Source organism: Niallia alba, assembly GCF_012933555.1.
Classification (GTDB): domain Bacteria; phylum Bacillota; class Bacilli; order Bacillales; family Cytobacillaceae; genus Niallia; species Niallia alba.
In genome coordinates this window covers 5225981-5233187 of sequence record NZ_JABBPK010000001.1, presented here as the reverse complement: position 1 = coordinate 5233187, position 7207 = coordinate 5225981, and the positions used below count along the sequence as shown (strand labels likewise).

Here is a 7207-nt window from a genome sequence, read left to right as displayed (position 1 = left end):
GTATCCTCGCCCCCTTTACCTAGAGTTAAATTTGCTTAGCGTTATTATTCATCCTAGTAAATTGATCTATCTTAAAAAAGTGCAGAAAAAGACATATTCCAATATAAAAATGTGTAAATAATCTATTGGCTGTTTTTGAAAAAGGCTGTTTTCGTAAAGTTTGTTGCGATAACCCGCAGCCGGAATACATATCGCTTTCCGTGGGGCTCGCGCTGAGAGCCTCCTCAGCTTCGCCTCCGGGGTCTCAGACTGTCTCGCTAATCCCCGTGGCATCTTCATGTATTCCGGCTGCTCCATTTTTCCAACTAATTGTTTTTTCCTATTGAAAAAACAACAATCCTTTAGAAAACAGCCTTGAAAAATGATCAAAAAACAAAAAAGGAGCCTTAAAGCCTTAAGATAAACCTTGATTTAAACATAATTTTTTCTAAAAAAGAATAGGCCAATCGGTGCGTAAGCCGCAACAATGGCTAAATCAATAACTAAAATTTTTTTTCTAAAATCCATATTAATGTATGATGTTTTCCATTATTCAAATGTCAAACTCCGATAAAAAGGAAACATAAAACACCGACTTTGAACAAAAAATTACAGCCTTGTTGATGCAAATATGCAAACAAACAAGGAAATTGTCCTTTTCTTATGTGGAAAAATATATTATAAGGAAGATTAGTGGTATTTCGACAGTATCCACGGTTTGTGGAAAACTCTGTTCAGACACAAAGAATAAGATGTCCACAATTTATCCACAGATTGTGGATAATATAGTTATGCACAGATTTTATTCAGATGTGAAAACAAAACTATAATATCAAAAATTTATAAGAACTGCAATGCTTTTTAATATCTTATCCACAAGCTAATTAAGTTGTTAGTAATAAATGTCCACAAGGTATTAGTTTGTTGAAAAGTTGTAAATAACTATTGTGGAAAAAATATTCCCGTCGAAATTTATCCACAATCGTCGAAAAGATAGGAAAAAATGCGTAAAGAAGATAGATCGTAATTTTTTGTATAGTATCCAAATTGGTAAAAATTATTCGTTAAGAAAAAGAATAGTTGGGAAGGATATGAAGTAGAATAGAAAATTATGTGGTATACTATTTTAATGGCCTTAGATTATAGAGAGGGATATCACTAAAAATAAGGTGATCCATAAAATAAGCGATAAATAAAATGAATAGTTGACAATTAATTATCTATGTTTATATAATTGTAAGGACTGTCTATAACAGCTATTCCTCAGGGAGGTGTCATATACAATGAAAAGAACTTATCAACCAAATAAACGTAAAAGAAGTAAAGTTCACGGATTCCGTAGCCGCATGAGCAGCTCAAATGGACGTAATGTCTTAGCGCGCCGTCGACGCAAAGGAAGAAAAGTATTATCAGCTTAGGCCACTGAAACGTCAGTGGTCTTTTTTCAATTAAAAGGTGAAGGGAATGATCTTAATAGAAGGACAGTCCCTTCCTTTTTTTACAATAGATTGGTTTACTTCACGTTAAGATGCCTATCTAATTTTCTATTAGAAGAGAATTAGATAAGTTGGAGGAATTGAAGGAGTTATAAACGTTGAAAAAAGAATTTAGAATCAAAAAAAATAAAGAATTTCAGTCAGTTTTTAAAAAGGGACAATCCTTTGCAAATCGACAGTTTGTTATTTATAAATTGGAAAAAGCGGAACAAGAGCATTTTCGTATTGGCCTGTCTGTCAGCAAAAAAATTGGTAATGCAGTGAAACGAAACCAAATAAAGCGCTATGTAAGACAAGCATTCCTTGAATTGGAAGGGATGTTGGAAAATAAATATGATTATGTCATAATTGTAAGAAAGCCTGTTGCTGAGATGTCTTTTGAAGAAGTAAAAAAGAGTCTTGTCCATATTTTGAAAATAGCAAAAGTTCTTTCCCGAAAGAATTAACGGGAAAATATTAGTTAAGCGTTTCCTACTATTCGTTTATCGGTTACAATACTTATAAAGTAATATTCGAAAATCATGTTATACAGGAGGATTTGCAGCTTGAATAAGAAATTTTTATTGATAGTTGGTCTGCTTTTTTTAATGACCATTTTAACAGGATGTACAGAGTTTAATCAACCAATAACTTCTGAAAGTGAAGGATTCTGGAATGAGTATATCGTATATCCACTATCTCAACTGATTATTAAAACAGCAGCATTTGCTGGCGGAAGTTATGGTATCTCTATTATTATCGTAACGATATTAGTTCGACTTGTTATTTTGCCACTAATGATTAAGCAAACGAGAAACAGTAAGGCAATGCAGGCAATTCAACCGCAGATGAAAGAATTGCAGCAAAAATACAGTTCTAAAGATCAAAAGACACAGCAAAAGCTTCAAGAGGAAACGATGAAGTTGTTCCAAGAAAATAAAGTTAATCCTTTGTCTGGATGTTTCCCTCTAATCGTACAAATGCCTATTCTGATAGGATTCTATCATGCTATTTCTCGTACGAGAGAAATTGCATCACATGATTTCTTATGGTTCAGTTTAGGACAACCAGATCCAATCTATCTATTGCCGATTGTAGCTGGTGTTACAACATTTATCCAAACAAAATTATCAATGGCTGGAGCTCCGCCAAATCCACAAATGCAAATGATGGTTTGGATTATGCCAGTTATGATTTTAGTATTTGCTATTAATTTTCCGGCAGCATTATCTCTTTACTGGGTAGTAGGTAATATTTTTACCATTATCCAAACGTATTTTATTAAAGGTCCTGAAATTAAAAATGTTGGCCAAACTAGCAAAGCAGGAGGAGCGAAGAAGTGAAAGAAGTTACTGCCGTAGGACAAACAGTCGATGCAGCAGTGGAGTCAGCTTTAGCTCAGCTTAAGACAACAAAGAATCAAGTTGAAATCATTGTTGTTGATGAAGGAAAAAAAGGATTTTTCGGTTTTGGTTCCAGATCTGCGAAAGTAACAGTAAAGAAAAAAGTAGATCCAGTTGAATCTGTTAAAATTTTTCTCAAAGATGTTAGTGAAAAAATGGGTGTCTCTATAGATATTCAAGTTAAACAAAGTGGGAGAAATATTTTGTATGAATTATCTGGTGAAAAAATTGCTTTGTTAATCGGAAAAAGAGGGCAAACACTTAATTCTATTCAATATTTAGCACAATTAGTAATTAATAAAGAATCAAAAGAGTATTTTAAAGTAATGTTAGATGCAGAAGGATACCGTGACCGTAGAAAACAGGCGTTAATTCAGTTAGCAGAAAGAATAGCCTATAAAGCGGTTAAGATTGGAAAAGAAATACCGCTTGAACCGATGCCTGCAGATGAAAGAAAAACGATTCATACTGCCTTGGTTTCTTTTAAAGGGGTAAAAACCTATTCTTCCGGTGAAGATGCGAAAAGACATATTATTATTGCGCCGTTAAAGGTAAAAAGATAGAACATAGAGATCGTCTCTGATAAAGAGATGGTCTCTTTTTTTATGTTTATATGGATCCATAGATATATTTTTTAGAAATAGTATCTTTAGATACTATTTCGACTAGAGAGTAATTAATGAGTGAAAACAATCAAAAATCTATTTATGCATTGGAGTAAGGAGAGAAGTAATAGAACAGAAAAGCAGAAACACATGCAAATAGTAGGAGTTTAAGTTCTTAGCTTTTGTAATTTTATTTTTCGTTTTATTGTTATTCACATGTGGATAAGATAGAATGGTATATAACGATAAAAGAGAATGTGGATAAGTGTGCGGATTTTTTTCTTTTTTTACATTTGTGGATATGTTAATCTAATCTATTGTAATCATGTCAAAGGTGAATACAAACTTTTTATATAGATATTATTTTTTTGAATTGAGGTGAAAAAGATGGAATTAGATACAATTGCTGCGATATCAACCCCAATGGGAGAGGGAGCGATCGCAATTGTTCGAATGAGTGGTCCAGAATCCATAAAAATTGCAGACAAGCTCTTTAAAAGTATAGGGAATAAAAAGTTAAGTGAGGTAGCAAGTCATACGATACATTATGGTCATATTATTGATCCAACAACAGATGAGGTTGTGGAAGAAGTAATGGTATCGTTGATGAGGGGACCAAAAACTTTTACAAAAGAGGATGTAATTGAAATTAACTGCCACGGTGGAATTGCTTCCGTAAATCGATTATTGCAATTAACTACTTCTCATGGGGCAAGAATTGCAGAACCTGGCGAATTTACTAAAAGAGCTTTTTTAAATGGGCGCATTGATCTGTCGCAAGCAGAAGCGGTAATGGATTTAATCAGAGCGAAAACAGATCGCGCAATGAATGTAGCACTTGGGCAAATGGAAGGAAGACTCTCAAAATTAATTCGACATTTGCGCCAAGAAATCTTAGAAACATTAGCACAGGTAGAGGTTAATATTGATTATCCAGAATATGACGATGTGGAAGAGATGACACAAAAAGTAATGTTGGAGAAATCAATATATATCAAAAAGGAAATTGAAAAACTTCTCCAGACATCACAGCAAGGAAAGATTCTCCGAGAAGGACTGGCAACCGTTATTGTAGGGAGACCAAATGTAGGGAAATCTTCTTTATTAAATAGTTTAGTGCAAGAAAATAAAGCAATTGTAACAGACATCCCAGGTACTACAAGAGATGTTATTGAAGAATACGTGAATGTACGCGGAGTTCCTCTACGTTTGCTTGATACAGCAGGCATTCGAGAAACGGAAGATATTGTAGAGCGAATAGGGGTAGAAAAATCGCGAAAAGTGTTACGGGAAGCAGATTTAATTTTACTTGTTTTAAATTATGCGGATGAATTAACGGAAGAAGATAAGAATATTTTTAAAGCCACAGAAGGCATGGACTTTATTGTTATCGTCAATAAAACAGATTTATCGCAAAAAATTGATTTAGAAAAGGTAAAAGAGCTTGCAGGTAATCGCAAAATCATTACGACTTCTTTAGTAGAAGAAAACGGTGTAGATCAATTAGAAGAGGCCATATCTAGTCTATTTTTTGAAGGTTCCATTGAAGCAAGTGATATGACATATGTTTCTAATTCAAGACATATTTCCTTATTGAACCAAGCATTAAGCGCAATAAGTGATGCAATTGAAGGAGCCGATAATGGAACACCAATTGATATTGTGCAAATTGATTTGACCAGAACGTGGGAAATACTTGGCGAAATTATTGGTGACAGCATACACGAAAGCTTAATTAATCAGTTGTTCTCTCAGTTCTGTTTAGGAAAATAAACAAATTGGGATTATTAAATGGTAACAGTAGCCTCGAAAACAAGATAAAAGAAAGACTTAGAAAGAAGGAGGCATCATGATGCAGTACGAAGCTGGGAATTATGATGTGATTGTCATTGGTGCAGGTCATGCAGGCTGTGAAGCTGGACTTGCAGCAGCAAGATTAGGTGCCAAAACATTAATGTTAACAATAAATTTAGACATGGTTGCTTTTATGCCATGTAATCCTTCTGTCGGAGGACCGGCAAAAGGGATCGTCGTTAGAGAAATTGACGCACTTGGCGGCGAAATGGGTAAAAATATCGATAAAACCTATATACAAATGAGAATGTTGAATACAGGAAAAGGTCCTGCAGTACGTGCACTAAGAGCTCAGGCAGATAAATACATGTATCAACATGAAATGAAGAAGACATTAGAAGATGAACCCAATCTAACATTAATTCAAGGAATGGTAGAAGAATTAATCGTAGAGGATCAAGTTGCAAAAGGAGTTATTACGAAAACAGGTGCTACGTATCGTGCAAAAACGATTGTTGTAACTACTGGTACCTATCTTCGTGGGGAAATTATTTTAGGCGAGCTTAAATACTCAAGTGGTCCAAATAATCAACAGCCATCTATTCGATTATCGGAGCATCTACAAGAACTAGGTTTTGATTTGGTACGATTTAAAACGGGAACGCCTCCGCGTGTAAACAGTCATTCTATTGACTACTCCAAGACAGAAATACAGCCTGGAGATGATGTTCCAAGAGCCTTTTCTTATGAAACAACAAAATTTATTACGGAGCAGCTTCCTTGCTGGTTAACCTATACAAATGAAAACACACATCAAATAATTGATGAAAATTTACACCGTTCTCCAATGTATTCTGGAATGATTAAAGGTACTGGACCGCGCTATTGTCCATCTATCGAAGATAAAGTGGTTCGATTCAATGATAAACCGAGACATCAAATTTTCTTAGAGCCAGAGGGCAAAAATACACAAGAAGTGTATGTACAAGGATTGTCCACAAGCTTACCTGAGGATGTGCAACAAGAAATTTTAAGAACAATCCCAGGACTTGAAAATGTCCAAATGATGAGAGCTGGATATGCAATTGAGTATGATGCTATTGTCCCAACACAATTATGGCCGACTCTAGAAACAAAGAAAATAAAAAACCTTTACACTGCTGGGCAAATTAATGGCACCTCAGGATACGAAGAAGCAGCAGGTCAAGGATTAATGGCAGGTATAAATGCAGGTTTAAATGCATTAGAAAAAGAAGAGGTTATTTTAAGTCGCTCTGATGCCTATATCGGCGTCTTAATCGATGACTTGGTTACAAAAGGCACAAACGAGCCTTATCGCCTTTTAACGTCTAGAGCTGAATATCGTCTACTACTTCGTCATGATAATGCAGATTTACGTTTAACAGATATTGGACACAATATTGGTCTTATTTCAGAAGAGCGTTATGTGAAATTTTCTGAGAAAAAGCATTTAATTGAACAAGAAAAGCAACGTTTGAGTGAAGTAATGCTAAAGCCGAATGAGCAAGTTCAAAATGTCATTAAAGAGCAAGGCGGCAGTGAACTAAAAGATGGAATAAGAGCAGGAGATCTATTAAAACGACCTGAAATGAATTATAGCCATATTGAAATGCTTGCACCTAGCAAGGTAGAATTAACGGAAGATATTAAGGAGCAAGTAGAAATTCAAATTAAATATGAAGGTTATATTGAAAAATCATTACAGCAAGTAGAAAGACTTAAGAAAATGGAGAATAAGAAAATTCCTGAGAACATTGATTATGATGCTATCTCTAGTCTTGCAACGGAAGCAGTACAAAAATTAAAAAAAGTTCGTCCATTATCCATTGCACAGGCATCAAGAATTTCTGGAGTAAATCCAGCAGATATATCCATTTTACTAGTTTATTTAGAACAAGGAAAAATTGCTCGTGTTTAATCTCTAGGTAGA

General features: G+C 34.6%; 6 protein-coding genes. All 6 read left to right on the top strand.

The window, feature by feature from the left end; genetic code table 11:
- Positions 1–1262: 1262 nt before the first annotated feature.
- The gene (gene rpmH / locus HHU08_RS24810) at positions 1263–1397 is read left to right on the top strand and encodes a 50S ribosomal protein L34 (protein ID WP_016201470.1); all 135 of its coding nucleotides are present in this window, start codon (positions 1263–1265) and stop codon (positions 1395–1397) included.
- Between the two features lie 176 nt (positions 1398–1573).
- Positions 1574–1921, top strand: a complete 348-nt coding sequence (rnpA, locus tag HHU08_RS24805) for a ribonuclease P protein component (RefSeq protein WP_016201471.1) — start codon at positions 1574–1576, stop codon at positions 1919–1921.
- 141 nt (positions 1922–2062) lie between these two features.
- Positions 2063–2797 (top strand): YidC family membrane integrase SpoIIIJ, encoded by a 735-nt coding sequence (gene spoIIIJ, locus HHU08_RS24800; RefSeq protein WP_407939875.1) that lies wholly within the window; start codon positions 2063–2065, stop codon positions 2795–2797.
- Positions 2794–3420, top strand: coding sequence for an RNA-binding cell elongation regulator Jag/EloR (gene jag / locus HHU08_RS24795; protein ID WP_169189584.1), 627 nt, complete (start codon positions 2794–2796; stop codon positions 3418–3420). The genes spoIIIJ and jag overlap by 4 nt, the downstream gene beginning before the upstream one ends.
- A gap of 429 nt (positions 3421–3849) precedes the next feature.
- Positions 3850–5235, top strand: a complete 1386-nt coding sequence (gene mnmE / locus HHU08_RS24790) for a tRNA uridine-5-carboxymethylaminomethyl(34) synthesis GTPase MnmE (RefSeq protein ID WP_169189583.1) — start codon at positions 3850–3852, stop codon at positions 5233–5235.
- Between the two features lie 79 nt (positions 5236–5314).
- Entirely contained in the window at positions 5315–7195 is a 1881-nt protein-coding gene (mnmG, locus tag HHU08_RS24785; protein WP_016201476.1) for a tRNA uridine-5-carboxymethylaminomethyl(34) synthesis enzyme MnmG, read from the top strand.
- The last annotated feature ends 12 nt before the right edge of the window (positions 7196–7207 follow it).